This is a genomic window from Kitasatospora sp. CM 4170 (assembly GCF_032110285.1).
GTDB classification, from domain to species: Bacteria; Actinomycetota; Actinomycetes; order Streptomycetales; family Streptomycetaceae; genus Kitasatospora; species Kitasatospora aburaviensis.
Genome location: NZ_CP134877.1, coordinates 8,720,946 through 8,747,647, shown reverse-complemented (window position 1 = coordinate 8,747,647; position 26,702 = coordinate 8,720,946). Strand labels below are relative to the sequence as shown.

Below are 26,702 nucleotides of genomic sequence, written 5' to 3'. Positions count from 1 at the left end.
GGAAGTCGGACCGGCCGACTTCCCACTCCCGACGGGCCTGACCTGAGCCCTCACCCGCGCGGCGACGTCGGGGCCCGCTGCCCGTCTACCGGCGTGGCGCACGCCGCGCCTGAACGTGCATCACGCGAGACTGACGCTGGATGTGCGTGACGGCGCGAAGCCCCCGAGCGGTGGTACGGCGTCGACGACTGTTACCGCCCTTCGGGCGGCAACGGGATTCCCTGATTCCCTGGACAAGGAGGCGGTCATGACGGATCAGCGCAAGGGGAGCTACACCGTCCCGGAGGAGTTCGGCGAACTGGTCGCGGAGTTTCGCGGTCTGCTGGAGAAGTACCCCCGGGCGGCAGGGCAGTTCTCGCTCGCGTACCACCCCGCGGGTGACGGAGGCGGCCCGGGCACGACGATGACGGCGAGCATCAGCCAGCCCGTCTTCGAATGCTCGGAGATCGACACCGGATTCGTCGTGTGCAGGCGCATCGACGAGCAGTGACCGCGCAGGCCGGGCGGAGCGGGACGTCGAACCGGCCGACGCCCCGCTCCGCCCGGCACTGCCGCCCCCGGTGTCACTTCACGGATCCGGCCATCGCTCCCTGGATGAAGAACCGCTGGAAGCAGAGGAACACCCCCACCGGGACCAGCGGGGACAGGAACGCGCCGGGCGCGAGGACGTCCATGTTGCTGCCGAACTGCCGCATCTGGGACTGCAGGTAGACGGTCAGCGGCTGCGAGTCGTTGCCGGCGAAGATCAGCGCGACCAGCATGTCGTTCCAGACCCAGAGGAACTGGAAGATGCACAGCGAGGCGACGGCCGGCGCGGCGAGCGGCAGGGCGAGGGTGCGGAAGATCCGCCACTCCCCGCAACCGTCCATCCGCGCCGCCTCCAGGAGTTCGGCGGGGATCTCCAGGAAGTGGTTGCGCATCAGGAACACCGCGAACGGCAGCCCGTAGCCGACGTGGAACAGCACGACGCCGGGGACGGTGCCGAACAGCCCGAGGGCGCCCTCCAGCTTGGCGACCGGGATGAGCCCGACCTGCACCGGCACGACCAGCAGCCCGACCACGCCGAGGAAGATGGCGTCCCGGCCGGGGAAGCGCATCCAGGCGAAGGCGTAGCCGGCGCCCGCGGCGAGGGCGACGGTCAGCAGGGTCGCCGGGACGCTGATGAGCACGGTGTTCCACAGCGCCTCGGGGACGTCGCCGCCGCCGAGCAGCGCGGAGTAGTTCTGCAGCGTGAGCTGGGCGGGCTCGGTCAGTGCCGTCCACCAGCCTCCGGTGGCCGCGGCCTGCTTGGGCCGCAGCGAGGAGACCAGCAGGCCGACGGTGGGCACCAGCCAGGCGACGGCGGCCACGATCAGCACGGCCTGGACGAGGCCGCTCCGGGTGAGCGCGGCGAGCCGGGTCGTGAGCGGCACGGCGGGCCGGCCGGCGGGCACCGGAGCGGCGGCGGGGGTGGTGGTGGCGGCGGCCGGGACCGCTCGGGTGGTGGTCATGCGCGGCTCCCTCGGAAGCGCCGGACGTTGAGGAGCATCACCGGCACCACCAGGAGCAGCAGCAGGACGCTGAGCGCGCTGCCGAGGCCCTGGTCGTTGCCGCCGCCGAAGGAGACCAGGTAGAGCCGGAGCGCGAGCACGCTCGCGTCCTGCTGCACCGGCCCGGGCGCGATGATGTACACCAGGTCGAAGATCTTCATCACGTTGATGACCATGGTGATGAACACGACGCCCAGGACCGGGGCGAGTTGGGGCACGGTGATGCGGCGGAGGATCTGCCATTCGCCGGCGCCGTCGATCCTGGCCGCCTCGATGGTCTCGCGGGGCAGGTTGGCCAGACCTCCGGCGATGATGACCATGGCGAAACCGGCCCAGATCCAGATGTAGGCGCCGATGACGGCGGGGGTGATGAACGCCGGGCCGAGCCAGTCGACGCCGCGGTAGGGGGCGGCGAAGTCCGCCGCCGGCAGGACGACCGAGGTGGTGGCGGACGGGGCCGCGGCGAACCGGAAGGTACCGTCGCCGGCCGTGGTCGTGGTGTCGACCGTCCGTCCGCCGTCCCGGAGTTGGACGGTGACGCCGGGCAGGCCCTTCTTCCCGTCCTCCAGCCGGCCCGGGTGGCCGCCGCCGCCGGGCACGAAGTCCAGGAACACCGTGCCGCTGACGCCGTCGCCGGCGGCCGGCTCCCGGGCCGTGCGGGCGTTGGCCGGGAGCGCGCCGGGCTGTACGCCGACCAGCGGCAGCAGGACGACGCGCGTGGGGGTCGGCGCCGTCACGTCACCGCCCCGGTCCTGGTCGAGGCTGCCGCCGGGGCGCGGGTGGGCGCCCGGGTAGGACGGCCGGTCGTCGAAGGTGTCGTGGACGGCGACCGCGGCGGCGTTGAGGACGCCGCGCTGCGGGTCCGCGTCGTACACCGTGCGGAAGATGATCCCGGCGGCGAGGAAGGAGATCGCCATCGGCATGAAGACGAGCAGCTTGAACGCGGTGGCCCAGCGGATCTTCTCGGTGAGCACCGCGAACACCAGGCCGACGGCGGTCACCAGTGCCGGGGCGACGGCGACCCAGATCGCGTTGTTGCGCACGGCGGTGAGGGTGGCGTGGTCGGTGAAGGCGGCGCCGTAGTTGTCGAGTCCGACGAAGCGGTGGCCGGAGGAGTCGAAGAGGCTTCGTGCCACCGAGTAGCCGATGGGGTAGACGACGAGGGCGCCGAGCAGCAGCAGGGCGGGCAGGACGAAGAGCAGGGCGAGGCCCCGGTGGCGCCGGACGGCGCCACCGGATGCCCGGCCCCTGCGGGGTGAGCGCGCAGACATGGTGGATCAGCCCTTGTAGGCCTTGGCCGCGTCGGCTTCGAGCCTGGCCGCGGCACCCTGGACGTCGGTCGGGTCGGCGAGGAAGTCCTGGAGGTCCTTCCACTCGCCCTGGCCCGCGGTGCCGCCGAACGCGGCGGGGGCCTGGTCCGACATGTCGAAGCGGAAGGAGTCACCGGCGTCGATCACCGACTTGGCGAACTGCCGGGTGGTGTCGTCGGGGTAGACGGACGGGTCGAGGGCCTTGTTGGGCGAGATGAAGCCGCCGGCCTTCGCCCAGACGGTCGCGGCCTCGGGGCCGGCCAGGAACTCGACGAGCTTCTGCGCGGCCTCGGGGTGCTTGGCGCCCTTGAGGACGACCGCGGCGTCGCCCGCGCCCATCACCGGGGCCTTGCCCCCGTCCACGGCGGGGAAGGGGAACACCTTGGCGTCGGTGCCGACCTGCTTCTTCAGCTCGGAGGCGATGACACCGCCGACGAAGTCGCCCTCGTGGGTCATGGCGGCCTTGGGCTGCGCGCCGAAGACCTGCTGGACGGAGGTGGGGAAGTCGGTCTGCAGGGCGCCCTGCTTGCCGCCGGCGACGAGTTGCCGGTCGCCGAACACCTTGCCGAGGGTGGTCAGGGCCTTGAGGACCGACGGGTCGGTCCACGGGATCTCGTGCCGGGTGAGCTTGTCGTAGAGCTCGGGTCCGGCCTGGGAGAGGTAGACGTTCTCGAACCAGTCGGTGAGGGTCCAGCCGGCCTGACCGGCGACCGAGAAGGCCGGGGTACCGGAGTCGGAGAGCGTACGGCCGGCCTTGAGCAGGTCGTCGAAGGTGGTCGGGGGCTGGACGCCGGCGTTCTCGAAGGCGGTGGGGCTGTACCAGACGGTCGACTTGTCGGCGGCCTTGAAGTAGAGGCCGTACTGCGTGCCGTTGACGGTGCCGAGGCCGGACCAGACGCTGGCGTAGTTCTTCCTCGCGGCGTCGGTGACGGCGGGCGAGAGCGGCGCCAGCCAGCCCTTGTCGGCGAACTGCCTGATCACGCCGGGCTGGGCGACCATGACCACGTCCATCGGGTCACCGCCCTCGATCTTGCTGCCGACCACGGTGGAGAGGTTGTCACCGGTGGAGGTGTAGCTGACGGTGGCGCCGGTCTTCGCGGTGAAGGCGTCCAGCACCTTCTTGAAGTTCTCCTGCTCGGTGCCGCTCCACACGGCGGCGACCGTCAGGTTCTGTCCCTTGAGCTCCTGGGTGCCGGAGTCGGCGGCGGTGCCGCCTCCCCCGCTGCCGCAGGCGGTGGCGGTGGCGGCCAGGACGACGGAGGCGGCCAGGGTGGGGAGAGCGCTACGGAGTCTCATCGTCGAGTCTTCTTCCGTGAGGCGGGGTGGGAGGTGTGCGATGGGGGCTTGTGATGTGATTGGACGTCAGACGAGGCCGACAGCCGCGTGGTTGATCCACCAGGCGGCGGTGGCGGGCGGCAGGAGGCCGTCGCCGCAGGGAGCGCTGGCCAGCAGGGGCGGACCGGCGACCGGGGCGGGCGCGGGGGTGTCGCCGAAGTTGACGGCGCACACCAGACCCTCGCCGCGGACGAACGCGAGGACCCCGGGCGGGGTCTCCAGCCACCGCAGCGTGCCCTCACCGAGCTGCGGGAGTTCACGGCGCAGTTGGAGGGCGGTGCGGTACAGGTGGTACACCGATCCGGCGTCGGCCCGCTGCCGCTCGGCGGTGTGGGCGGCGAACGACTCCGGCTGCGGCAGCCAGGGTGCGGCCGGGGAGCCCGGCGGGCTGAAGCCGTACGGCGCCCCGGTGCCCGACCAGGGCAGTGGTATCCGGCAGCCGTCGCGGATGCCGGTCCGGCTGCCGGTGCGGTGGAAGATCGGGTCGGTGATCGACTCGTCCGGCAGGTCGAGGACTTCGGGCAGTCCGAGTTCCTCGCCCTGGTAGATGTAGGCGGCGCCGGGCAGGGCCAGCATCAGCAGGGCGGCCGCCCTGGCCCGGAGCGGCCCGGAGGCGGGGTGCTCCCCCGCGAACCGGCTCACGGTGCGGACCTGGTCGTGGTTGTTGAGCACCCAGGTGACCGTCGAACCGGTGGCGGTGATGTCCCGCACCGCGTCGTCGATGACCCGGTGGAAGTGCGCGAGGTCCCACGGTGCGTGCAGCAGGTGGAAGAAGAAGGCCTGGTGCAGCTCGTCGGGGCGCACGTACAGCGCCTGTTCCGCCGGTGTGGGCACGGAGGCCTCGCCGACCAGCAGCCGCTCGCGGCCGTCCCGGGCGGTGTACTCCTCACAGACCGCGCGCCACCGGCGCCAGACGCCGTGCACCTCGGGCTGGTTCCAGGCCAGCGGGTTGACCGAGTCGCGGGTGCGCTCGTCGGCGTCCGGGTCGGGCGAGTCGGGCAGTTCGGGGTGCTTGTACAGCCCGGCGGCCACGTCGATCCGGAAGCCGTCGACGCCGCGGTCCAGCCAGAACCGCAGCACCTCCTCGAAGTGGGCGGCGACGTCGGGGTTGCGCCAGTTGAAGTCCGGCTGCTCGGGGGTGAACAGGTGGAGGTACCACTGGCCGGGCCGGCCGTCGGCCTCGGTGGCCCTGCTCCAGGCCGGGCCGCCGAACATGGCCCGCCAGTTGTTGGGCGGCAGCTCGCCGGCCTCGCCGCGCCCGTCGGCGAAGTGGAACCGCGCCCGCTCGGGGCTGCCGGGGCCGTTGGCCAGCGCCTTCTGGAACCACGGGTGCTCGCTGGAGCAGTGGTTGGGGACGACGTCCAGGACGAGCTTGAGGCCGAGCAGCCGGCAGTCCGTCACCAGGCGGTCGAACTCGGCGAGGTCCCCGTAGACGGGGTCGACGGCGCAGTGGTCGGCGATGTCGTAGCCGTGGTCGTGCTGGGGTGAGACGTAGAAGGGGTTGAGCCAGACGCCGTCGGCGCCCAGCTGCCGCACGTGGTGCAGCCGTTCCCGGACGCCGGCGAGGTCGCCGACACCGTCGCCGTCGGTGTCCCGGAAGCTGCGCACGTAGATCTGGTAGATCACGGCGTCGCGCCACCAGGCACGGGTGGCGGGGGTGGTGGTGGGGGCCGCCGAACGGGCGCGCGGAAGGAAGACCGCGTCGCCGTCGGGGAGGGTGGGGTTGGGCATCTCGCTACTCCAACGGTTATGCATTCGCGTTAGGTATAGCAGGCAGAGACGTCCGCTGTTAAGCCCTTGTTCCACACGGTTTCCCAGGAGTTACGGCAGGACGCACCGACTCATGAATAGATACATGTTAGGTACTGGAGAGTAGAGGCCCGCAGAGAAGGGGCGCCAGGGAGGAGGGGCCGGCAAGCCCGGTCGGCGTCGACTCAGCCGACGATGGCCCGCAGGTCGGCGGCCAGCCGGGGCAGCGCCGCCTCGGCGGTCCGACGGCCCGACACGACCTCGAACGCGGTCTCGCTGAACGCGAGGCTCAACTGCTGGTACTGCGGGACGGCCGGGCGCGCCCCGGCCGCCAGGATCGCCGTGCGCAGCACCGGCAGGTAGGGGAAGCGGGCCGTCAGGTCCGGGTCCGCGTAGAGGTCGGCCCAGACCGGCGGCAGCCCGCCGTCGGTCAGCACGCGGTACTGCGCCCGCCGGCTCGTCAGGTGGGCGATCAGGGCCCGCGCGGTGCGCTGGCGCCGGGAGAACCGGCTGACCGCCAGCCCCGAACCGCCCAGCACGCCGCTGCCCGGGCCCTGCGGACCGGGCAGCGGCACCACACCGAACCGTCCGGCCACCGGGGACCCGGCCGCGCCGACGGCGTGGTAGACGTACGGCCAGTTCCGCAGGAACAGCAGGCCGCCCCCGCCGAAGGCCGCGCGGGACTCCTCCTCCTGGTAGCCGAGCGCCTCGGGCGGGATCCAGCCCTCGTGCACGCCCCCGGCCAGGAACTCCAGACCGGCCCTGGCCTGCGGGCTGTCCACCACCACGGTTCCGTCGGCGGCCAGCAGGTCCCCGCCGGCCGAGCGGATCGCCTCCAGCGTGTTGACGGCGAGCCCCTCGTACGGGCTCAACTGGCCCGCGTACCCGGACATCCCGTGCGCGGGGGCCAGCGTCCTCGCCTGCCGGGCCAGGTCGGCCCAGGTGGCGGGCGGCTGCTCACCGGCGGCGGCCAGCACGTCGCTGCGGTAGTACAGCAGGGCGGCGTTGGCGACGAAGGGCACCGCGTACAGCCGTCCGTCGTAGCGGCCGGTCCGCACGACCGGCGGCAGGAGGCTGTCCAGGGCGAAGTCCGACTCGTCCAGCGGCACCGTCCAGCGCCGGGCCGCGAACTCGGCCGTCCACACCACGTCGAGGTTGAGCACGTCGAAGCGGCTGCCGCCGGCCGACAGTTCGCCGGCGAGCTGGGCGTGCACCTCGTCCGCCGCCTCGGGCAGCTCGACCAGCTCGGCCGGCTGGTCCGGGTGCTCGGCGTTCCAGTCGGCCAGCAGCCCGCGCAGGTAGCGGGTGGTGTCCCGGCCGGTGGCCAGCGTGACCGGCCCGACGCCGTCCGGGTCGCCCGCCTCCCGCGCGCCGCCGGCCAGGCCGTACCAGGCGGACGCGCCCCCGGCCGCGAGCGCCGCCGCCCCGCCCACCAGCGCGCGCACCACGCGCCGACGGCCCGCATCGGGCCCGGTGGGCGGCCGGTCTTCCATGGAGCTCCTTCGGTCGGCCGGCACGGGTGGGCGCCGACGCACGTCCCTTTATACGGCCTCCCTGCTCGTGGGGTCCCACCTGCCCGTACTGTGTGACCGAGGTGTAACCAGCGAACAGGGACGAGAAGGAAGAGGTGACGCCCGGTGCGCCATCAGCTGCTGGCGCTGCTGGCCCGGCAGCCCGCCTACGGGTACGAGCTCAAGCAGGGGCTTGAGCAGACCTTCGGCGCGGCGTACCCTCAGCCGAACATCGGCCAGATCTACGTGACCCTGAGCCGGCTGGAGAAGTCCGGTCTGATCCGCGGCACCGAGGTGACGCAGGAGGGCAGGCCGGACAAGAAGGTCTACGAGATCACGGAGAAGGGCACCGAGGAGCTCGCCGGCTGGTTCGAGGCACCCACCGAGGGGCCACGGGTCAGGGACGAGTTCTTCATGAAGCTGATCCTGGCCGAAGGCACCGACCTCGCCGACCGGCTGACGCTGATCAACAACCAGCGCCGGCACTGCATCAACACGATGCGCGGACTCAACAAGCTGGCCGCCACCGAGCGCGGCAACCGGACCTCACTGCTGCTGATCGAGGGCGCGGTCCTGCACCTGCAGGCCGACCTCGACTGGCTGGAGCGTTGCCAGGAGGAGCTCACTTGACCGGCTCGGAGCCGACACCGCCGCTGCTGGCCGCCGACACCCTGGTGCGCTCGCACCTGAGCGGCTCGACCCTGATACCCGCGGTCCGCGGCATCAGCCTGCGCATCGACCGGGGCGAGTTCGTCGCCGTCACCGGGCCCTCGGGCGCCGGCAAGTCCACCCTGCTGCACCTCCTCGGCGGTCTGCTGCGACCCGACGAGGGCGAGCTGCGGCTCGACGGCCGCCGGGTGGACGGCCTTCGGGAGGCCGCCTGGGCCCGCCTGCGCCGGCGCCACTACGGCATCGTCTTCCAGAGCGGCAACCTGCTCTCCGACTTCTCCGTCGCCGACAACATCGAACTGACCGCCGTGCTCGCGGGCATGTCCGGGCGCACCGCCCGCGAACGCCGCCAGGAACTGCTGGCGGACCTCGGCCTCGCGCACAAGGCCGCCGCCGGGCCCGGGGAGCTCTCCGGCGGCGAGCGCCAGCGCGTCGCCCTGGCCCGCGCGCTGGTCAACCGGCCGCAGCTGCTCCTCGCCGACGAGCCGACCGGGAACCTCGACAGCCGCAGCACCCGCGACGTCCTCGCGCTGCTCAGCCGCTACCACGAGCAGGGCACCACCATCGTGCTGGTCACCCACGACGCCCGGGCGGCGAGCACCGCCGACCGGGTCGTCAGCCTCTTCGACGGCCGGATCGCCGACGACGCCCGGGTGGAGGAGCCCCCGGCCGCGCGGCGCGCCGTCGGGGTCCGCGACGTCATCGATTTCGGCGGGTGAGCCGGTGCGTGCCCTGTTCCGCTGGATCCGCGCCGACCTGCGCTCGCACCGCGTCCACGCGCTGCTGATCGTCCTCGCCACCGGCGGCACCGCTGCCGCCCTCCTGCTCGCCGGCGCCCTGCTCGGCGCCGCCGCCGACCCGTGGCAGCGGCAGTTCCAGGCCGCCGGGTCGCCCGACGTCCGGATCGACCTGCGCCCGTCCGCGACCGCCCGCGGCGGGGCCGACGAACCCTCGGCCGCCGTGCTGGCCCGCGAGCCCGGCGTGCTCGCCGTCTCACCACCCCAGCACACCGCCGAAACCACGCTGGTCGGCCGACAGGCCGGCGGCGCCGCCACCGCGGGCCCGCCCGGCCGCACCCCGCTCGTGCTGCGCGGCGACACCCCGGACGCGGCCCGCCCACTGCTGCGCTCCGGCACCTGGCTCGACCCCGCCGACGCGCACGGCATCGTGCTCGAACAGTCCGCGGCCGATGCCGCCTGGGCCCACCCCGGGGACCACCTGACCGCCCTCGACGGCCGCGGCTCGGCCGTCGACCTGCGGGTCGTCGGCATCGCGGACAGCCCCGACCAGTTGCCCGCCGAGGCCGCCGGCCACGACCTCGGCTGGGCCCTCCCCGCCACCCTCGACCTGGTCCAGCCGGACCGTGCGACACACGGCCTCACCGTCGGACTGCGCCTCGCCCACCCCTCCGACGCCGGATACACGGCCCAGCGGGTGGTCAGCGTCCTCGGGGCCGAGCGGGTCTCCCGGATCACCACCTGGCTGGACGCGCGGGCCGCGCGGCAGCAGGACAACCGGCTGGCCGGCCTGCTGCTCGGGCTCAGCGGACTCGCCGCGCTGCTCGCCGCCGCGCTCGCGGTGGCCGGCGCGGCCGGCGCCCGGATCAGGACCAGGACCGCCGACATCGCCCTGCTCAAGGCGCTCGGCTTCACCGCCGGCCAGGTCGCCCGGATGTTCGTCGCCGAGCAGCTCCTGCTGGCCGGCACCGGAGTGCTGCTCGGCGCCGGCGGGGCCGCGATCGCCGCCCGCACCGTACCGGCCCTCGGCGGCGGGACCGACGCGTTCCACGGTCTCGTCCCCGGTGGCACGGCGACCACCGCCGCCGTCGTCGCCGCCGCGCTCCTCGCCGTCGGGGCCGCCGCCGCACTGCCCGCACTGCGGGCCGCCCGGGTCGCCCCCGTGCCCCCGACCGACGGCACCCGTCCCCCCGTCATGACGGCCCGACCGGTCCGGCTCGGCCCGCTCCGACGGCTGCCGCCGGCCCTGGCGATCGGGCTCGGCAGCGTCCTGCGCCGGCGTTCGGACCTGGTCGGGAGCGCCCTGCGACTGACCGTTCCGGTGGTCGCCGCCACCCTGGCCCTGAGCACCTGGGCGACCCTCGACTCCGTCACCCGGCCCGACGGCGGTGCCACCGTCCCGTCCGTCACCGCCCGCCGGACCTCCCCGGAGCAGACGCCCGGCGACGGGCAGCTCGCCGGCGCCCTGGCCGCCGACGCCGCCGTGCAGGGCGTCTACCCGGGCACCGAGATGCAGGCCCTCGCGCCCGGCCAGTCCGCGACCCTCACCCTGCGCGCCGTCGGCACCACCGACGCGCCGTACCCGTACACCGTCGTCGAGGGCCGGGCGATCCGCGCCACCGACGAGGCCGTCGCCGGACAGGGCGCCCTCGATCTGCTCGGCGCCCGGGTCGGCCAGTGGGTGCGGCTCACCACCGGAAGCACCCCGCGCATCCTGCACATCGTCGGACGCAATCTCGAACCGGAGCACGGCGGCCGCGTGCTGTCCACCGGCTTCGACACCCTCGACCGGCCCGGCGACCCCACGCACCCCGACTTCTGGAGGCTGGCCCTGCGCCCCGGCCAGGACCCGGCCGAGGTCCAACGCGACCTACCCGCCCGCACCGGCCTCGCCGGGCAGACGGAGGTCCGCCTCCCCACCGGCCCGGTCACCCGGCCCGGCGCCCTGCGGGCCAGCGTGGTCGGCCTGCTGCTCGTACTCGCCCTCATCTGCCTGGTCGACCTGCTCACCACGGCCACCGCCGGCTTCCACGAACGCCGCCGGGACCTCGGCCTGCTCAGGGCGCTCGGCCTCACCCCGGGCCAGTCCGCCGTCGTGCTCGCGGTCCGCGGGACGACCATCGCCCTGATCACCGTCGCCGTCGGCTCCGCGGTCGCCGTGCCGCTCGTCGGCCGGCTCCTCGACCGGCAGGGCGAGCTGAGCGGCATCGGCGCCGGCATCGCCCGCGCCCCGTCCGCCTGGACGGTCCTCGCCATGGCCGCCGTCTGCGCCACGACGGCGGCCGCACTCTGCGCACTCCCGGTGCTGCGGATCCCCCCGCCCACCCGGGCCCCGGACGGCACCGGCCGGTAGGGCCCCGTACTGCTCGGCGGTGGTTACAGGTGCTCGCCGAGGGTGGTGCCCTCCGGCGCGCCCGGGAGGACGTAGGCGACGGCGGACGCGGTGTGTTCGAGGAAGGGGTTGAGCGCGTCGCGGGCGGCGAGGCGGTTCTGGACGCGGGTGAACTGGCCCGGGTCGCGCATGAAGGCGCAGAAGAGCAGCCCGCGGTCGCCGGGGCCGTCGTCGTAGCTGTAGCCGCGGCGGAGCATCCGCGCTCCGCCGTCGAGGCGGGGGCTGGTGAGGCGGACGTGGGCGGTCGCGGGGATGACGTAGGAGCCGTCCGGCCGCTTGGCGTAGATGTCCGGGTCGTCGTGCTCGGCGGTGCCCGTCAGCGGGGATCCGTCGCCCCCGCGGCGGCCCATCACGAGGTTCTGCCCGTCCTCGGGGAGGGCCGCGAAGGCCGCGGTGTCCATCCGGATCCGCCGGTAGACCAGAACGGTGCCGTTCTCGTGCGGCCCCGGCGGGCCCCACACCCACTGCTTGGCGGCCCCCTCGTCGGGGTTGGCGGTGCCGTCCTTGAAGCCGAACAGGTTGCGGGGCGTGGCGCCCGGCTCCGTGGGCGGCAGGAAGCCGGACTGTGCCCAGCGGGGCGCGGCGCCGGCCGTACGGGCGGCGCTCGTGAGGAGTTCGCCGACGACGGCGAGCGTCCAGCGGTCCTCGGCGCACAACTGGACCAGCAGGTCGCCGCCGCCGCGGGCCGGGTCGAGGCGGTCGCCCGGGAACGGCGGCAGGTCGGCCAGTCCGGCGGGGACGGCGAGGTTCAGCCGGGCGGCGAGCGCGGGGCCGACACCGACCAGGGAGGTGAGCCGGGCCGTTCCGGCGCCCCGCAGGCGCGGGTCGGGCGGAGGGCCGGTCACCGCGCTCGACAGCGTGCGCGTCCACGCGCCGAGGAGGGTCCGCAGGACGTCCCGGTCCGCGGCGGCGGAGGCCTGCGGAAGGTCGAAGGCGAGCAGCTGCGTCGCCGCGGGCTGAGGGAACGTCACCCCCGCCTGCCGGGGCGCGTGGAAGGGGATCGCGGCCTCCGGCGGCGGCCCGCCGGCGGCGTCCGTGCGGCCGGCGGTTCGGCCGGACGGACGTCCGCCGTCGGTCAGTTCGGCGGCGGCCGCACCGACCCCGGCGGCGAGCACCGCCCCGGCCGCCAGCAGCGCCCGTCGCCGCCCGACACCGGCCGCGGAGAATCCGCTCGACGGTTGCGCGTTTTCCGGTTCGGTGGGCATGCGGCCCATTGGAGACGATAGAACACGTACTATGCAAATCACGCCTCCTGATCGACCGTCGAGGCCGGCGGCCCCCCGCCCGACGAAGTCCCGGGCGGCGCTGCGGCGCCTGCTGGTCCTGGCCCTCCCGCTCACCATGGCGGCCACCGGGTGCTCGTCGACGGCTTCGACGTCGGACGACGCCGGGCATCCGGCCGGGAGCGTGGTGCGGGTACCGGAGGACTTCCCCACCGTCCAGAAGGCCGTGGACGTCGCGCGCGAGGGCGAGACGGTGCTGATCGGCCCCGGCACGTACCGCGAGAGCGTACGCGTCACCAAGCGGAACCTCGTGGTGCGCGGGACGGACCGCAACGCCGTGGTGCTCGACGGCGGACTCCGCCTGGCCAACGGCATCACCGTCACCGGCCCCGGCTCGGTGGTCGAGAACCTCACCGTCCACGGGTACCTGGCCAACGGCGTCCTGTTCACCGGCGTCACCGACGAGAAGCTGCAGCAGCGCGGCGCCGGCGGTTCGGCCTACGACCCGCTGGACACCGCCCGCTTCCCGCCCGTCCAGGGCTTCCGGGCGACCCGGGTGACGGCCTACAACAACGGCCTCTACGGCATCTACGCCTTCGACGCGCGCGGCGGCGTGATCGAGGACTCCTACGCCTCCGGGCACGCCGACTCCGGCGTCTACGTCGGCCAGTGCAAGCCCTGCGACACCGTGGTGCGCGGCAACACCGTGGAGCGCAACGCGGTCGGCGTCGAGCTGACCAACGCCTCGGACGGGCTGTCGATCCTCGGCAACCGCGCGGTCGGCAACCGCGTGGGCGTCACGGTGAACTCCAACGACCTGGAGGCGCTCGCCCCGCAGCACGGCGCCGTGATCGCGGGCAACGTGGTCGCCGACAACAACGCCGCCGACACGCCCGAGCAGGCGGACGGGGGCTTCGGCATCGGCATCGGGATCGGCGGCGGCACCGCGAACCGGGTGGAGCGCAACCTCGTCCGCGGCAACCGCGCGGCCGGAGTGGTCGTCACCGACCCGCCCGGGCACCCCGCCGGCGGCAACCGCGTCGAGGGCAACCTGGTGGACGGCAACGGGGCCGACCTCGTCCTGGCCTCGGCCGACCCCGGCAACTGCTTCAGCGGCAACCGGCCCGCCCTCCAGAGCCCCGAGGGCCTGGAGGCCGCGGCGGGCTGCGGTGGCCAGGGCCACGGACCGCTCGCCGCCGGCCGCACCGCTCCGGTCCAGGCCCCGCCGGGCGTCCCGTTCAGCCAGGTGCCGGCCCCGCCCGCCCAGCCGTCGCTGCCCGACCCCTCGGCCCCCGGCCGGCCGGCGACCGACCTGCCGGGGGCGGTGGACCCCGGCGCCTACCCGCTGCCGGCGGACGCCGGTTCGCTCCCCGGCCGACCGGCGTGAGGGTGCCCGTCCGTCCGGTCCGTCGCCGGTCCGGACGGACGGGCACCGCACTGCGGGCGCCGGGAGCCGATCCCGGAAGCCGCGTCGGAACCCGCGCCCCGGAGGCCGGTGCGCGGGAGGCCGGTGCGCGGGAGGCCGGTGCGCGGGAGGCCGGTGCGCCGGAAGCCGGTGCGCCGGAAGCCGGCCCGGCGACAGCCGGTGTCAGCCGGTGAGCCAGGGCGCCTCGGGGAGCTTCGCGGCCCCGTCGTGGCCGCCGAACTCCACCGTGGCCGGCGTGCCCAGACCGGGCATCCGCATCGTGACCCGCCGCAGCGTGCCGTCGCCGTCGACCCAGTAGGTCAGCGGCGACCGGGCGCCGTCGGGCGCGGCGCCCTGCGCCCGCGGGCCGGCGAACCGGTCGTGGTCGCGGCCGTCGATCCGGTCGCGGCCGAGCCGGCGCGCCCCGGACTGGGCGAGCAGCAGCGGGTTGTCGGGCCGGTCCGCGCCCAGCTCGATCAACAGCTGGAGCCCGGCGTCCAGCGGGTCCGCGGTGTACGTGCGCGGCGACCATCCCTGCCGGGGGACGCGCTCGGCCTGCTCCCAGGCCGGGCCGTCGGTGCCGGCCGGTTCGGGAGCGAGCCCGAGGCCGCCGGCGTCCCAGACGACGAGTCCGTGGTCGAGCGGGCCGCTCGCGCCGGTGACCCGGTAGCGGCCCACGCCGCGGCGGGCGTGGTAGTCCACGACCCCCTCGACCCGGACGTCGACGCCCCCGCCCTCGGCGGCGGCGAGCGTCACCGTGACCGGGCTGGCCTGGTACAGGTTCAGGCGTGACAGGGCCAGCCGGGAGGCCTCGTCGACGGTGACCGGTCGCTCCCCCGGCTCCTCGTCGACGGTCCGGTAGGCGACCAGGCCGGCCGTCGCCGTCGCGCACACCACGAGCGCGATCAGCGCCCTGAACCGGAGGGTCCGGCCACGTGGCCCGCGGGGGGCGGCCGTCGTCTTCCGGGCCATGCGATTGCCTTCTCTCGTCGGTCGGTCACGACGGTCGGGCGGGCCCGCGGACCGAACGTCCGCCGACCCGCCCGACCTCTGCCGGTGCTTCGGCACCGGCGCCTGCCCGGCCCGGGGCGGGCCCGGGCAGGCGGGGGTACTACTGCTGCCCGGCCCTGCGCCGGCGGGCCACCAGCACGAGCGCCGCACCGAGGACGGTCAGCGTGCCCGCGCCGGCCAGCATCACCGGGATCCCCTGGCCCGCACCGGTACTGGGCAGGTGCGACCCCGGGACGGGAGCCGGAACGGCCGGCGGTGCCGGGGGCGGCATCGTCGGGGCGGGCACCGCCGGGGCGGGGCCGGTCGGCGCCGGCGTCGGCGTCGGCTGCCCGGTCGGCGTCGGCGACGAAGTCCCGGTGGGCGTCGCCGTCGGAGTCGGCGTCGGCGTCGGCGTCGGGATCAGGCGGTTGACCGCCGTCACCTCGACGCCGGCGTCGAGGTTGTCGGCGTTCAGCACCAGCGGCCCGAACACCGTCACCTCGGGCGCGGCGTAGCCCTCCGGCGGACTCAACTCCTGCCAGTAGTACGTCCCCGCGGCACCGCTGCCCCGACAGGTGCCGTCGGCCCCGGTGGTGCAGGGGTCGCCGACCGCCGTGTCGGGCTTGTCACCGGTGCTCTGCAGCCCGCTCGTCCCGTTCGTCTCCTTCCACAGCCGGAACTTCGCGCCGGCCAGCGGCTTGCCGTCCTGGTCGTGCTTGACCAGGCGCAGCGCGCCCTCCTTCTGCCGGAAGCCGAAGTCGTAGGTGTGGTCGTTCTCGCCCGGCCCCCCGGTGGTGAGGGCCCGTTCCACGTACGTGCCGCCCGCCGGGACGACGCCCTTGGAGTCGACGAAGTGGTTGTCACCGACGTCCGCGTCGGTCGGCACCCACTGGTACAGGGGTCCGCCCTTGGCGTAGTCGGCCGGGTTGTCGAGCCGGACGGTGTACTTGGTGTGCGGCTTGAGGCCACCGGTGACGTTGGAGTCGTCGAAGTAGTACTCGCCGCGCGCCGTCGTCTTCGTCGTGCCGACGACCTTGCCGGCCTCGTCGTAGAGGTTGACGGTCGCCCCCGGCACCGGCTTCTGGCCCGGGCTCTGGATGCCCGTGCGCTCCGGGTCGTACCAGACCCGGTTGCCGATCTGCAGCGGCGCCTGGTCGCAGAGAACCTCCAGGTCGCCCATCGAGGCACCCTTGCCGAACGGTGCGCTGTCCACCCCGGACGGGTTGAGCCGCAGGCCGAACCTCGGGTCCTGCTTGCCGTTCCGCTGGAGGAACGACGTGCCGTAGCCGAGGGCGGTGTGATTGGGGTCGAAGGCGGAGACCGCGATGGTGTTCTCGACCTTGGAGAGGGCCATGCCGGCGAACGCCGTGTTGTGGTGGCCACCCCAGCTGGTGTCGAAGAAGCGGGTGCCCCGGGAGGTCACTCCGCAACCGTTGTTGGTGTCCATCACGTACGTGCCGTTCACCGGGCACGCCTTGTTCAGGTCACCGCCCGACATGACGACGGAGGCCGAACCCGGCGTCGGACCGGCCGGTGCGCGGTCGCCGAAGCGGTCGCGGAAGGCCAGCAGCATCGAGCCGTCGGACTCGAAGGCGATCTCGCCCAGCTCCGGTTCGGGCTGGGCGATGGTGGAGGCACCGCACGGCTTGCCGTTCTGCGAGGTCGGGTAGGAGTCGGTCCACGGGAACCAGCCCGCTCCGTCGCACGGGCCCGTGCCGACCGTCGACTCGCGCGGGTAGTCCAGCGGCTGGTCCAGCACCGCCTTGCCGAAGACCCCGGTGGTCAGGTCGAACGGCAGCACCACCGCCCGCAGGTCGGACGTCTTGCCGGTGGACTCGCCCGAGCAGACGCCGCCCAGGTACCCGGTGCCGTCCTGGAGGCCCAGGCCGAACGGGCGCCAGTCCCCGGCCGCCGGGCAGCCCGGGTCCGGGATCGGGTAGGCCGCGTTCGGCGACGGGGCCGTGGGCACGGTGGCGTTGTAGCGGTAGAGCCTGCGGTCGTGGAGGTTGACGACGAAGAGGTCCTTGCCGTCGTCGGTGACCTTGATGCCGCCGAGGCTCTCCTTGCCCGGCACCGCCAGGAACCCGTCGTCCGTTCCGTCGCCGTGGACGGTCGAACCGGCGTCCGGGACGGTGGTGAACAGCGTGGTCTTCTTCTGGGCGAGGTCGGTCACGTAGATCGCGCCCGCACCGCCCGGACCGTAGTCCGTGGTCCGCTTGGCCAGCGCGGAGGAGAACACCCGCCGGTCCGCCCGGTTCCACGCGATACCGAAGAGCGTCCCGGTCTCCGCGTCCGTCGCGAGGTTCGTGACCTTCACGTCCACGCCGTCCTCGCCGCGGGCGCTGTACGGGAAGGACACCAGCGTGCGCTTCGCCCCTCCCTCACGGCTGGCGGACTGACAGGTCGTCACCAGCGGTGCGTTCTTCTGGCAGTAGTCACCGGGATTCCACAGCCCGGTGGTGTACGTCACGTCCTTGCCGCCGGAGAGGTCGACGAACTCCTCGTTGCTGCTCAGCCGGTTGGGCTCGCCGTCCAGCCCCTGGCGGGAGGCGAAGGCCGGGAAGAGCGTGCCCGGCTTCGGATTCACCACCTGGACGCGGTACTTGCCGCCGGTCAGCTTGGCCGCGGCCGGCGCCAGCGCCACCGTGCCGTCCGCCGCCGTGGTACCCGTGATACTCGTGCCACCGTCGTCGGTGAGCGTCACCTTCACGCCCGCCATGCCCGGCTCCAGCCCGGGCGTCCACACTCCGTCCGTGTCCACGGCCCGCACCACGCGGACCGTCACCGTGCCGTCGCCGGTCTGCGGGAAGGCCGCCGGTGCCGCCACCAGCGAGCAGGCGCCGATCCCGACGGCCAGCGCCACGGCGCCGCCCACGGTGCGCCCGCCGAGCGCACCCGATCGGCGCCGGTCCGGGCCGCGCGCGGCACCGGCTGTTTGTCCAAGTGTCGTTGTCATCCCTGCTCTCATCGTCCAGTTGGGCGTTCCGCCCGACCTCGTGAGGGAGTTCGTGAGTGGCGGAGCGCCGCCATTGTTAATGGGAGCTTAAAGGGACTCCGCACAAGTTCGCAGCAGAACCGGAACGTTGTCACTCAATCAGGGATTCGTCGGCGAAGGGTCGCGCCTCCCGCAGTGGGCGCACACGTACTGGCGGTCCAACTCTCCTTCACCGCAGACAACTTCTTCCTCAGGTTTCACTGCCCGGAGACCCTGCCGGAGCGGACACGACCGAGTCCCCGAGAGGGCGGCCGCCCAGCGCCGGAAGGGGTTCATCAGGCGCGCCTTTCGCCCGACGGTCCGCCCGGCCCATCCGAGCCCGGACACCCGTTCGTCACACCGTCTGCACGTTCAGTGCGGCCGTGAAGCCCTTGGACAGGAGAACGGAGTGGGAAGTCGGGCCGGCCGACTTCCCACTCCGCACGTTCCGGCGCATGGCCGCCCGGCCGCTACCGCAGGTGACGGGCGAGGAAGAGCTCGGAGTCCGTCACCTCGAAGTCGGGCACGTCCAGATGGCCTCCGGGGTTGGCGTGCAGGGTCTTCTCGGCGGAGGCGAAGGCGTCGAACAGGGCGAGGGCCGCCCGGCGCGGGACGAGTTCGTCGTCCCACTGGAGCAGGAACTCGACCGGGACGGTGACCCGGCGGGCTGCCTCGGTCAGCGAGTCGTCGCCGGCCAGGCCGAACACGGCCACGGTGATCCGCGGGTCGGCCCCGGCGAGCGGGACGCCGATCACGCTGCCCAGCGACAGCCCCCAGTAGCCGACCGGGCCGTCCGGCCCGACGCCGTCGAGCTTGCGCAGCGCGTCGATCACGGCCTGCCACTCGGGCACGGCCTGCTCGGCGAGGGCCGCGGTGTGCCGGGCGACCCTTGCACTGATCGGCCGTCCCGTAGCCAGCAGTTCCCCGATCTCCGTGGCGAACCGTTCGTCCTGCGCCGTGCGCGGCCGCTCCCCGTGCCCGGGTGCGTCGAGGGCCGCGACGGCGAATCCGTACCGGGTGGCGCAGCGGCCGGCGCGGGCCACCAGGCCGGGGGCCAGCTTGTGCGAGCCGCCGCCGTGGCCGAGCAGCACCAACGGCCGACGGGTGGGCGCAGCGTCGGCCGGCGCTGCGGCAGGCGAACCGGCCTGCGCAGTGGCCGGCAGCCAGAGCACACCGGGGACGCCGTCGAGGGTGAAGCAGTGCTCCGTGACGCCGTCCGCGGTCGTCTCCGAGGTGAAGTGCACGGGTGTGGTCGCCTTTCGAGGTGGCTGCGGGAGCCGGACGTCCGGGATGCCGAACGTCCAGAGGACCGGTCATCCAGGGGTCCGGTCGTCTCATGGTGGCGGCCGCCACCGGCCGCCGGTACACCGGGGTCCGCTCGCCCGGCCCGCCCCTCCCTCGACGCCGCCCCGCGCTCGGTTCGCATACCGGCACATGGCAGGATACTTGCGACAACCGGCATTCAGGTCACGTCGGCATTCAGGTCACGACGGCGGCCGGACAACGGCCGGAGGCGCAGGAGTGGAGGAGAGACCGATGGCCCGCAGGAAGCACCGCGTCGCCGTGCTCGTGCTGGACGGCGCGAAGCCGCTCGACGTGGGCATCCCTGCCCAGGTGTTCTCCACCCGGCCGAGCATGCCCTACGAGGTACGGGTCTGCGGCGCCGCCCCCGGTCTGGTGACCGGCGGCGACGGACTGGCGTACCACGTGGCCGACGGATTGGACGCCCTGGAGCAGGCCGACACCGTCTTCGTCCCGGGCTACCGGGATCCCGCGACCACCGCGCCACCGGCGGAGGTCGTCGCATCGCTCGTGGCCGCCCACGACCGGGGCGCGCGACTGGCGGCCATCTCGACGGGGGCGTTCGCACTGGCGGCGACGGGCCTGCTCGACGGCCGGAAGGCGACGACGCACTGGCACTACACCAAGGCGCTCGCCGAGCAGCATCCGCTGGTGTCGGTCGACGAGAACGTGCTGTTCGTCGACGAGGGCGACATGCTCACCTCGGCGGGCGCGGCCTCGGGCATCGACCTCTGCCTGCACCTGGTGCGGCGCGACCACGGGGTCGGCCTCTCCAACCACGTGGCGAGGCGGCTGGTGGCCGCGCCCTACCGCAGCGGCGGGCAGGCGCAGTACGTGCCGCGCAGCGTGCCCGAGCCGCTGGGCGACCTGTTCGCGGACACCCGGGAGTGGGCCCTCGCCCACCTGGCCGAGCCGCTGACCCTCGAAACCCTGGCCCGGATCGCCCGGGTCTCGGCCCGGACGTTCTCGCGGCGCTTCGTCGAGGACACCGGCTACACGCCGATGCAGTGGGTGCTGCGGGCCCGCGTCGACCTGGCCCGCGAGCTGCTCGAACGCACCGACCTGGGCGTCGAACAGATAGCCGACCGGGTCGGACTCGGCACCGGCGCCAACCTGCGGCTGCACTTCCAGCGCATCCTCGGCACCTCGCCCACGGAGTACCGGCACACCTTCGCCGCCCCGACCGCCTGACCGACGACCCTCGACGCGGCCACCTACGGGCACCGCCCCGACGACCTGGCCGTCCTGCCGGCCGCCTCCACCCCCACACCGACCGCGTCCGCCCCTGCGCCCTCCGCGTCCGCCCCTGCGCCGGCCGCCTCCACCCCACCCGCTTGCCCGACATCCGCGCTGGTCGGGGCACTTGAGCCTGCCCGGAACCGGCGCCGACCGGGGTGCCCCGAGCGACCCCGAGCAGCAGTGGCGAGATCCTTGCGGTGGTTGGCGAGGATCATGGCGAGATCCTTGCGCACCCTGTCATTCCTGCCCCTGTCCGGCGGGCGCCCGGCTACCGATCATGGAGGGCGAAACGACCGGAATCCGGAAGGAAGCCTCCATGACCCGCATCGCCATCAACGGATTCGGCCGCATCGGGCGCAACAGCCTGCGCGCCCTGCTCCAGCGCGGCAGCGACCTCGAGGTGGTCGCCATCAACGACCTCTCCGCGCCCGAGTCGCTCGCCCACCTGCTGAAGTACGACAGCGCCCTCGGCCGCCTGAACCGCAGCGTGACGGTCGACGAGGGCGACCTCGTCGTCGACGGCCACCGCATCAAGGTGCTCGCCGAGCGCGACCCCGCCGCCCTGCCGTGGGCCGAGCTCGGTGTCGACATCGTGCTGGAGTCCACCGGCCGCTTCACCTCTGCCGACGCCGCCCGCGCGCACATCCAGGCCGGCGCCCGCCGCGTGCTGGTCAGCGCCCCGGCCGACGGCGCCGACGTCACCCTCGCCTACGGCGTCAACACCGACGCGTACGACCCGGCCGAGCACGTCATCATCTCGAACGCCTCGTGCACCACCAACGCCCTGGCCCCGCTGGCGTCCGTCCTGGACGACCTGGCCGGCATCGAGCACGGCTTCATGACCACCGTGCACGCCTACACCCAGGAGCAGAACCTCCAGGACGGCCCGCACCGCGACATGCGCCGTGCCCGCGCCGCCGGCGTGAACATCGTGCCGACCACCACCGGTGCCGCCAAGGCCATCGGCGTGGTGCTGCCGAACCTGGACGGCAAGCTGTCCGGCGACTCCATCCGCGTTCCCGTCCCGGTGGGCTCGATCGTCGAGCTCAACACCACGGTCTCGCGCGAGGTCACCCTCGACGAGGTCCTCGACGCCTACCGCGCCGCCGCCGACGGCAAGCTCAAGGGCATCCTCGACTACGCCGACGAGCCGCTGGTCTCCGGCGACATCACCGGTGAGCCGGCGTCCTCGATCTTCGACGCCGCCCTGACCCGCGTCGACGGCAAGCACGTCAAGGTCGTCGCCTGGTACGACAACGAGTGGGGCTTCTCCAACCGCGTCATCGACACGCTGGAGCTGCTCGCCCGCGACTGACCCGCGCCGGGCCTCGGACGTCCGAGGCCTCCGGACGGCCGGGCCCCCGACCATGGAGGCGCGGGGACCCGGCCCCGGCGACAGCGCAGACGGCACGCACCCGAGTGGGCCCGGCCGGAATGTTCCGACATTCCGGCCGGGCCCACTGCCGTTCCCGAGCGGCCTTGACGGCTCGGGCTCGACGTCCTGCGCAGTGGCGCCTCACGCCTTGCCGCCGCTCACCGCTCACCGCTCACCGCACATCACTGCCGCCCGACCTCAGGGGCGCGCACCGAGGACCTGCTCCAGGGCGATGCCGTCCGCGTCGTCCAGACCGCCGGCCACGAAGGCGTCCACCGCCGGCGCGGTGTCGAGGCGGCCCTGCCAGGTGCGGACGACCTCGTGCAGCGGGGTCAGGTCGTAGGTCTGCCGGGAGTCCTCCAGCGCCTTGCCCCAGTCCCGCTCGAACGCCGTCAACCACCGGTTCGCGCGGGCCGCGTCCCGGTCGGCGCGGATGCGCGCGACCAACCGGGCGGCGGCCGCCGGGGCCGGAGCGGGCAGCGGGGCCCGCGGCGGGGCGGGGATGCGGTCGGGCTGGGCGCTCAATCGGGTCCTCCACTTCGTCCTCGGCCACGGTACGGCAATCACACCCACCCAGTGGGCGCCAAGAGTTGATTCCCCGTTCGCCGGCCACCGTGAACACCGGCACCGCCGCCGGTACCGCGCGGGGAGCCTCCGGCCAGGCCCACCCGGGCCCGGCCGCCGAAGGCCCGCCGACCGCCCGCCGACCGCCCGCCGAGCCACCTCCGTGATGACGTCGCGACACACCAGGCCCTTTCATATCTGCTCGAATCTGGCTATCTTCAAGCACATGCAAGCAGGCTTCGCCGGTGGACGCGCGAGCCTGTCCGCCGGTGCCGCCGACGACCGAGCAGGACGGCAGCCCGTCCCCCAGCGCGCGACAACGTTCCCAAGACTGCTCACAGCTCTCTGCAATCCCCACGAGCGGACCAGGCCAGGACGCGGGTCCGCAGGACGAAGGCGGTATCAGCAGTGAACAAACGTGTCATCGGCCTCCCGGCGGCGTGTGCCGCCGCCGTCCTCGTCCTCACCTCCTGCGGCAGCGGCGGTGACGGCGGCTCAGCGGACGGGAACGTGACCCTCAAACTGGTGGCCGCCGACTACGGCGACAAGGAGACCAACAGCTCGAAGGCCTACTGGGACGGCGTCGCCACCGCGTTCAACGCGGCCAACCCCGCCATCCGGATCGACGTCCAGGTGGTGAACTGGAACGACATCGACAAGCAGGTCAAGACGATGATCCAGAGCGGGAACGTCCCCGACGTCCTGCAGACCGGCGGCTACGCCGACAAGGTCGCCGACGACCTCCTCTACAAGGCCGAGGACGTGCTGTCGACCGGTACCCGGGCCAACCTCATCGACACCTTCGCCGACGCCGGCAAGGTCGACGGCGTCCAGTACGGCATCCCGTTCGTCTCCTCCGCCCGCGCCTTCTTCTACAACAAGGCGGTCTTCCAGCAGGCCGGCATCGCCCAGCCGCCCGCCACCTGGGACGAGGTCCGCAAGGACGCGGAGCTCATCAAGGCGAAGGTGCCCGGCGTCACCCCCTACGCGCTGCCGCTCGGCCCCGAGGAGGCCCAGGGCGAGAGCATGATGTGGGAGCTCGGCAACGGCGGCGGCCACACCGACAAGAGCGGCAAGTACAGCATCAACAGCCAGGCGAACATCGACACCTTCGGCTGGCTGAAGGCCAACCTCGTCGACACCGGCCTGACCTACGCCAACCCGGCGACCACCGACCGCAAGACGGCCTTCGCCGACTTCGCCGCGGGCAAGGCGGCCATGCTCAACGGCCACCCCTCGCTGATCCAGATGGCCAAGGACGGCAAGGTCGACTACGCCGTCGCGCCGATCCCCGGCAAGGCCGGCCCGCTCAAGTCCACCCTCGGCGTGGCGGACTGGACGATGGCCTTCAAGAAGAACGGCCACCGCGAGCAGATCAAGAAGTTCCTCGACTTCGTCTACGCCAAGGACAACACGCTCAGGTTCGACGAGACCTACAACCTGATGCCGGTCACCCAGGACACCCTGCGGGAGATGACGGCCAGCGGCCGGCACAAGGACCTCGAACCCTTCTTCTCCCTCCTGCCGCAGGCCACCTTCTACCCGCTCGGCGACACCACGTGGGACGCCGTCTCCGCCGAGCTCAAGAAGAGCATCGGCAGTGCGGTCGCCGGCGACCCGGCCAAGGTCCTGGGCGACCTGCAGAAGAAGTCCCAGGACGCCGTCGCGAACAAGTAGGCGGTCGCACCCGCTCGGAAGGCACCGCACGTGTCCCTCAAGTCCACCGCTGCGCGGCCCCGCCGGTCCGGTCGGCGCGCGCCCGCCCGCTCCGCCCTCGGCCGCCTCGGTCCGCTCCCCTGGATCGGCCCGGCCGTCCTGCTGATCCTCTTCGTGGTCCTGTGGCCCGTCTACGAGATGGTCCGCACCTCGTTCCTGCGGATCAGCACCAGCGGGTTCGTCCGCGGCTCCGCCGGGCTCGACAAGTACCGCAAGCTGTTCGGCGAGTCCGACCTCGGTCCCGTCCTGCTCCGGACGGCGGCCTGGACGGGCGCCGTCGTCGGCCTGACGATGCTGCTCTCCCTGGCCCTCGCCCAGCTGTTCGACCAGCGCTACCCGGGCCGCCGGATCACCCGCTGGGCGCTGATCGCGCCCTGGGCGGCCTCCGTCCTGATGACCTCCATCGGCTTCAAGTGGATGCTCAACCAGACCGCCGGCGTGCTCAACACCGCGATGACCGACCTCGGTCTGATCGACGGGCCCCAGGACTGGCTCGGCCGGCCCTCGACCGCCTGGCCCTGGATGACGGCCGTCGCCGTCTTCGTCTCCCTCCCCTTCACCACCTACACGCTGCTCGCCGGGCTGCAGACCGTGCCCGGCGAGCTGTACGAGGCCGCCCGCGTGGACGGCGCCTCCCCGTGGCAGGCCTACCTGAGGATCACCCTGCCGCTGCTGCGTCCGGCCTTCCTGGTCGGCGTGGTGATCAACCTGATCAACGTCTTCAACTCCTTCCCGGTCATCTGGGGCATGACCCAGGGCGGACCGAGCAGCGACACGGCCACCACGACCGTGTTCATGTACCAGTTGAAGAACACCGACATCGGCGAGTCGGCGGCGATGTCCGTCGTCAACTTCGCCCTGGTCGTCCTGATGGTGCTGGCGTTCCTCAGGGTCAGCCGCTGGAACAGGGAGGAGAGCTGATGGCGGCGACCCCGCCCGTTGCCCCGGCCGCTTCCGCGCCCGCCCCGCGGGAACGGCCGGCCCCGCGCCGGCCCCCGCGCCGGACGGCACGCACCGCCCCGGGCCGGACCGGGCGCCGGATCGGGCCGCGCACCCTGCTCGTCACCGCGGTGGCCTGGCTGCTGGCGGCGGTCTTCGTGCTGCCCTACCTGGAGATGGTCGTCACCGCGCTGCGCCCGGCGAACGAGCTGCGCGACCCGACCTACCTGCCGGAGCACTTCGCCTGGTCCAACTTCGTCGACGTCTGGCGCGAGTCGACGCTCGGCGGCAACCTGCGGGTCACCCTGCTGGTCGCCGGCGGCTCCACGCTGCTCGCGCTGCTGGTCGCGCTGCCCGCCGCCTACTACACCGCGCGGGTGCGCTACCGGGGCCGGCGGCTCTTCCTGCTGCTCGTCCTGGTCACCCAGATGTTCCAGCCGACCTCGCTCCTGGTGGGCCTCTACCGCGAGTTCTACCAGCTGCACATGCTCAACTCGGTCTGGACGCTGATCCTCTGCAACGCCGCCTTCAACCTGGCCTTCACCATCTGGATCCTGACCGCCTACATCGGCTCGATCCCGGTGGCCCTGGAGGAGGCGGCCATGATCGACGGCCTCGGCCGGCTCGGGGCGCTGCGCCGGGTGGTCCTGCCGCTGGCGATGCCGGGCGTGGTGACCGCGGTGATCTTCACCTTCATCGCGGCGTGGAACGAGTTCGTGATGGGCCTGACCCTGTCCACCGAGCCGGACAGCCAGCCGCTGACGGTGGGCATCAACGGCTTCGTCGGCAACTACACCGTGCAGTGGAACTACCTGTTCGCCGGGTCGGTCGTCGCCATCGTGCCGGTCGTGGTGCTGTTCGCCTTCATCGAGCGGCAGGTGGTCTCCGGCCTCACCGCCGGATCGGTCAAGTAGCGCAGCGCCCGGCGGACGGCCGGCCCGGGGCCGGGGCCCCGAGGGCCGGCCGTCCGCCGGTCAGGCCCGCTGCACCCGGACGCCGACGTCGGTCAGCGCCTTCTCCTGGTCCTCGGAGAGGCCGTCGTCCGTCACCACGTCGTGGATGTCCGCCAGCGGGCAGATCGAGGCGAAGGTGACCCGGCCGATCTTGGTGCTGTCAGCGAGGACGACCGAGCGCGCGCTGCCGCGCAGGAAGGCGCGGTCCGTCTGCGCCTCCATCTCGTCGTGCGTGGTGCAGCCCTCGTGCGCCGTGAGGCCGTCGACCCCGATGAAGGCGAGGTCGAAGTGGTACTGCGCGAGCATCCGGTCCGCGGCCGGGCCGACCAGCTCGTAGCTCGCCGACCGGGCGAGCCCGCCGATCACCACCAGACGGACCTCCGGGCGCACGATCAGCTCCGCCGCGATGTTGACGGCGTTGGTCACCACGGTGATCCCGCCGCGCTCGGCCAGCACGCGGGCGAGCTCGGTGGTGGTCGTGCCACCGGTGAGCCCGACGACCGCTCCCTCCGGGACGAGCTCCGCGGCCGCCCGGGCGATCCGCCGCTTCTCCTCCCGCTGCTTCTCGCTGCGGTGGCGCAGTGGGAGTTCGAGGTTGACCGCGCCGGTCACGGCTCCGCCGCGGGTGCGCTGCAGCCGGCCCTGGTCGTGCAGCTCCTGGAGATCCCGGCGGACCGTCGCACCGGAGACCCCGAGCAGCTCGGAGAGCACGTGCACGTTTGCGCTCCCCTCCTCGGCGACGTGGGCGAGGATCCGGGTGGCGCGATCAGCTTTGAGCATGGACGGAGTG

21 protein-coding genes are annotated in these 26,702 nt (G+C 73.4%); 10 read left to right on the top strand and 11 right to left on the bottom strand.

Features of this window, described 5'->3' with window-relative positions; translation table 11 throughout:
• The first annotated feature begins 247 nt into the window (after positions 1-247).
• The gene (locus RMN57_RS36620) at positions 248-490 is read left to right on the top strand and encodes a hypothetical protein (RefSeq protein WP_313767614.1); all 243 of its coding nucleotides are present in this window, start codon (positions 248-250) and stop codon (positions 488-490) included.
• 73 nt (positions 491-563) lie between these two features.
• On the opposite strand, the gene RMN57_RS36615 is transcribed toward RMN57_RS36620, so the two are convergent.
• From RMN57_RS36615 to RMN57_RS36595, 5 genes are all read right to left on the bottom strand, one after another.
• Complete coding sequence (locus RMN57_RS36615; RefSeq protein ID WP_313767613.1) at positions 564-1,490, bottom strand: carbohydrate ABC transporter permease; 927 nt, start codon at positions 1,488-1,490, stop codon at positions 564-566.
• Entirely contained in the window at positions 1,487-2,800 is a 1,314-nt protein-coding gene (locus RMN57_RS36610; RefSeq protein WP_313767612.1) for a sugar ABC transporter permease, read from the bottom strand. The genes RMN57_RS36615 and RMN57_RS36610 overlap by 4 nt, the downstream gene beginning before the upstream one ends.
• A 6-nt stretch (positions 2,801-2,806) precedes the next feature.
• Positions 2,807-4,135 (bottom strand): extracellular solute-binding protein, encoded by a 1,329-nt coding sequence (locus RMN57_RS36605; protein WP_313767611.1) that lies wholly within the window; start codon positions 4,133-4,135, stop codon positions 2,807-2,809.
• Positions 4,136-4,201: 66 nt separating this feature from the next.
• A complete protein-coding gene (locus tag RMN57_RS36600) occupies positions 4,202-5,905 on the bottom strand; it encodes a glycoside hydrolase family 13 protein (protein WP_313767610.1) in 1,704 nt (567 codons plus the stop codon).
• Positions 5,906-6,108: 203 nt separating this feature from the next.
• Positions 6,109-7,416 carry an ABC transporter substrate-binding protein gene (locus RMN57_RS36595; RefSeq protein WP_313767609.1) on the bottom strand — a complete coding sequence of 436 codons (1,308 nt, stop codon included), beginning with the start codon at positions 7,414-7,416 and terminating at the stop codon, positions 6,109-6,111.
• A gap of 144 nt (positions 7,417-7,560) precedes the next feature.
• On the opposite strand from RMN57_RS36595, the gene RMN57_RS36590 reads away from it, so the two are divergent.
• From RMN57_RS36590 to RMN57_RS36580, 3 genes are read left to right on the top strand one after another with little or no spacing between them, the layout of a single operon-like run.
• Positions 7,561-8,064: a PadR family transcriptional regulator gene (locus RMN57_RS36590; RefSeq protein ID WP_238864452.1), complete on the top strand. Its 504-nt coding sequence runs from the start codon at positions 7,561-7,563 to the stop codon at positions 8,062-8,064.
• Positions 8,061-8,822 (top strand): ABC transporter ATP-binding protein, encoded by a 762-nt coding sequence (locus tag RMN57_RS36585; RefSeq protein WP_313767608.1) that lies wholly within the window; start codon positions 8,061-8,063, stop codon positions 8,820-8,822. The genes RMN57_RS36590 and RMN57_RS36585 overlap by 4 nt, the downstream gene beginning before the upstream one ends.
• Positions 8,823-8,826: 4 nt before the next feature.
• Positions 8,827-11,193 carry an FtsX-like permease family protein gene (locus RMN57_RS36580; protein WP_313767607.1) on the top strand — a complete coding sequence of 789 codons (2,367 nt, stop codon included), beginning with the start codon at positions 8,827-8,829 and terminating at the stop codon, positions 11,191-11,193.
• Positions 11,194-11,216: 23 nt separating this feature from the next.
• Here the strand turns inward: RMN57_RS36580 and RMN57_RS36575 are convergent, their stop codons facing one another.
• A complete protein-coding gene (locus RMN57_RS36575) occupies positions 11,217-12,437 on the bottom strand; it encodes a Dyp-type peroxidase (RefSeq protein ID WP_313767606.1) in 1,221 nt (406 codons plus the stop codon).
• Between the two features lie 31 nt (positions 12,438-12,468).
• Between RMN57_RS36575 and RMN57_RS36570 the strand changes: the two genes are divergently transcribed.
• Positions 12,469-13,842 carry a right-handed parallel beta-helix repeat-containing protein gene (locus RMN57_RS36570; protein WP_313767605.1) on the top strand — a complete coding sequence of 458 codons (1,374 nt, stop codon included), beginning with the start codon at positions 12,469-12,471 and terminating at the stop codon, positions 13,840-13,842.
• Positions 13,843-14,043: 201 nt separating this feature from the next.
• Here RMN57_RS36570 and RMN57_RS36565 read toward each other — a convergent pair whose 3' ends face one another.
• The 3 genes from RMN57_RS36565 to RMN57_RS36555 form a co-directional block, all read right to left on the bottom strand.
• Positions 14,044-14,832, bottom strand: a complete 789-nt coding sequence (locus tag RMN57_RS36565; protein WP_313767604.1) for a hypothetical protein — start codon at positions 14,830-14,832, stop codon at positions 14,044-14,046.
• Between the two features lie 139 nt (positions 14,833-14,971).
• Positions 14,972-17,806 carry an SdrD B-like domain-containing protein gene (locus RMN57_RS36560; RefSeq protein ID WP_313767603.1) on the bottom strand — a complete coding sequence of 945 codons (2,835 nt, stop codon included), beginning with the start codon at positions 17,804-17,806 and terminating at the stop codon, positions 14,972-14,974.
• Between the two features lie 488 nt (positions 17,807-18,294).
• A complete protein-coding gene (locus RMN57_RS36555; protein WP_313767602.1) occupies positions 18,295-19,068 on the bottom strand; it encodes an alpha/beta hydrolase in 774 nt (257 codons plus the stop codon).
• A 292-nt stretch (positions 19,069-19,360) separates the two neighbouring features.
• Here RMN57_RS36555 and RMN57_RS36550 point away from each other — a divergent pair, with 292 nt between their 5' ends.
• A complete protein-coding gene (locus RMN57_RS36550; RefSeq protein ID WP_313767601.1) occupies positions 19,361-20,317 on the top strand; it encodes a DJ-1/PfpI family protein in 957 nt (318 codons plus the stop codon).
• A 364-nt stretch (positions 20,318-20,681) separates the two neighbouring features.
• Entirely contained in the window at positions 20,682-21,680 is a 999-nt protein-coding gene (gap, locus tag RMN57_RS36545) for a type I glyceraldehyde-3-phosphate dehydrogenase (protein WP_313767600.1), read from the top strand.
• Positions 21,681-21,938: 258 nt separating this feature from the next.
• On the opposite strand, the gene RMN57_RS36540 is transcribed toward gap, so the two are convergent.
• Positions 21,939-22,265 carry a DUF6247 family protein gene (locus tag RMN57_RS36540; protein ID WP_313767599.1) on the bottom strand — a complete coding sequence of 109 codons (327 nt, stop codon included), beginning with the start codon at positions 22,263-22,265 and terminating at the stop codon, positions 21,939-21,941.
• A 447-nt stretch (positions 22,266-22,712) separates the two neighbouring features.
• Here RMN57_RS36540 and RMN57_RS36535 point away from each other — a divergent pair, with 447 nt between their 5' ends.
• From RMN57_RS36535 to RMN57_RS36525, 3 genes are read left to right on the top strand one after another with little or no spacing between them, the layout of a single operon-like run.
• Positions 22,713-23,981 carry an extracellular solute-binding protein gene (locus RMN57_RS36535; RefSeq protein ID WP_313767598.1) on the top strand — a complete coding sequence of 423 codons (1,269 nt, stop codon included), beginning with the start codon at positions 22,713-22,715 and terminating at the stop codon, positions 23,979-23,981.
• 30 nt (positions 23,982-24,011) lie between these two features.
• On the top strand, positions 24,012-24,941 hold the full coding sequence (locus tag RMN57_RS36530; RefSeq protein ID WP_313767597.1) for a sugar ABC transporter permease: 930 nt from the start codon (positions 24,012-24,014) through the stop codon (positions 24,939-24,941).
• Positions 24,941-25,873: a carbohydrate ABC transporter permease gene (locus tag RMN57_RS36525; RefSeq protein WP_313767596.1), complete on the top strand. Its 933-nt coding sequence runs from the start codon at positions 24,941-24,943 to the stop codon at positions 25,871-25,873. The genes RMN57_RS36530 and RMN57_RS36525 overlap by 1 nt, the downstream gene beginning before the upstream one ends.
• Before the next feature lie 60 nt (positions 25,874-25,933).
• On the opposite strand, the gene RMN57_RS36520 is transcribed toward RMN57_RS36525, so the two are convergent.
• Positions 25,934-26,692 (bottom strand): DeoR/GlpR family DNA-binding transcription regulator, encoded by a 759-nt coding sequence (locus tag RMN57_RS36520; protein ID WP_313767595.1) that lies wholly within the window; start codon positions 26,690-26,692, stop codon positions 25,934-25,936.
• Positions 26,693-26,702: the final 10 nt, after the last annotated feature.

Coding starts and splice junctions, on each gene's coding strand:
- RMN57_RS36620 (WP_313767614.1), top strand. CDS start 248: ATGACGGATCAGCGCAAGGGGAGCTACACCGTCCCGGAGGAGTTCGGC.
- RMN57_RS36615 (WP_313767613.1), bottom strand. CDS start 1,490: ATGACCACCACCCGAGCGGTCCCGGCCGCCGCCACCACCACCCCCGCC.
- RMN57_RS36610 (WP_313767612.1), bottom strand. CDS start 2,800: ATGTCTGCGCGCTCACCCCGCAGGGGCCGGGCATCCGGTGGCGCCGTC.
- RMN57_RS36605 (WP_313767611.1), bottom strand. CDS start 4,135: ATGAGACTCCGTAGCGCTCTCCCCACCCTGGCCGCCTCCGTCGTCCTG.
- RMN57_RS36600 (WP_313767610.1), bottom strand. CDS start 5,905: ATGCCCAACCCCACCCTCCCCGACGGCGACGCGGTCTTCCTTCCGCGC.
- RMN57_RS36595 (WP_313767609.1), bottom strand. CDS start 7,416: ATGGAAGACCGGCCGCCCACCGGGCCCGATGCGGGCCGTCGGCGCGTG.
- RMN57_RS36575 (WP_313767606.1), bottom strand. CDS start 12,437: ATGCCCACCGAACCGGAAAACGCGCAACCGTCGAGCGGATTCTCCGCG.
- RMN57_RS36570 (WP_313767605.1), top strand. CDS start 12,469: ATGCAAATCACGCCTCCTGATCGACCGTCGAGGCCGGCGGCCCCCCGC.
- RMN57_RS36565 (WP_313767604.1), bottom strand. CDS start 14,832: ATGGCCCGGAAGACGACGGCCGCCCCCCGCGGGCCACGTGGCCGGACC.
- RMN57_RS36560 (WP_313767603.1), bottom strand. CDS start 17,806: ATGACAACGACACTTGGACAAACAGCCGGTGCCGCGCGCGGCCCGGAC.
- RMN57_RS36550 (WP_313767601.1), top strand. CDS start 19,361: ATGGCCCGCAGGAAGCACCGCGTCGCCGTGCTCGTGCTGGACGGCGCG.
- gap (WP_313767600.1), top strand. CDS start 20,682: ATGACCCGCATCGCCATCAACGGATTCGGCCGCATCGGGCGCAACAGC.
- RMN57_RS36525 (WP_313767596.1), top strand. CDS start 24,941: ATGGCGGCGACCCCGCCCGTTGCCCCGGCCGCTTCCGCGCCCGCCCCG.
- RMN57_RS36520 (WP_313767595.1), bottom strand. CDS start 26,692: ATGCTCAAAGCTGATCGCGCCACCCGGATCCTCGCCCACGTCGCCGAG.